Here is a 376-nt window from a genome sequence, read left to right as displayed (position 1 = left end):
GCGCCTGCGCGATGTCGACGGCTTCCTCGAGGTAGGGGCGCGAGATCAGCTTGCCACGCGGGCCGGTCTGGTGGGTGACCAGCTTGCGGCCTAGCATGGCTTCCGCGGCGCTGGAGATCTCCTCGTCGTTCGAGCAGAGCTTGATGCCGCCGGCCTTGCCGCGCGCGCCGGAATGGACCTGCGCCTTCAGTACCCATTTCGAGCCACCGATCTCTCGGGCGCGGTACGTCGCCTGCTCGGGGCTGTAGGCGAGGCCGCCGCGCGGCACATGCACGCCGTGGCGGGCAAGCAGTTCCTTGGCCTGGTATTCGTGGATGTCCATCTTGTCCTCCCGGTATTTTCTACTGCGCGGCGGCGTGTGCCCGCTCGATCGCCT

Annotated in this window: 1 protein-coding gene; it reads right to left on the bottom strand. The window is 67.8% G+C overall.

The genetic code is table 11. The features are described from left to right. On the bottom strand, positions 1-322 hold a 322-nt coding region (locus tag EN859_RS35810; protein ID WP_189502515.1), incomplete at its 3' end, for an ATP-grasp domain-containing protein. Positions 323-376 lie beyond the last annotated feature (54 nt).

The organism is Mesorhizobium sp. M00.F.Ca.ET.216.01.1.1, from assembly GCF_004010325.2.
In the GTDB taxonomy this organism is placed as follows: domain Bacteria; phylum Pseudomonadota; class Alphaproteobacteria; order Rhizobiales; family Rhizobiaceae; genus Mesorhizobium.
This window is presented reverse-complemented; position numbering and strand designations above follow the sequence as displayed.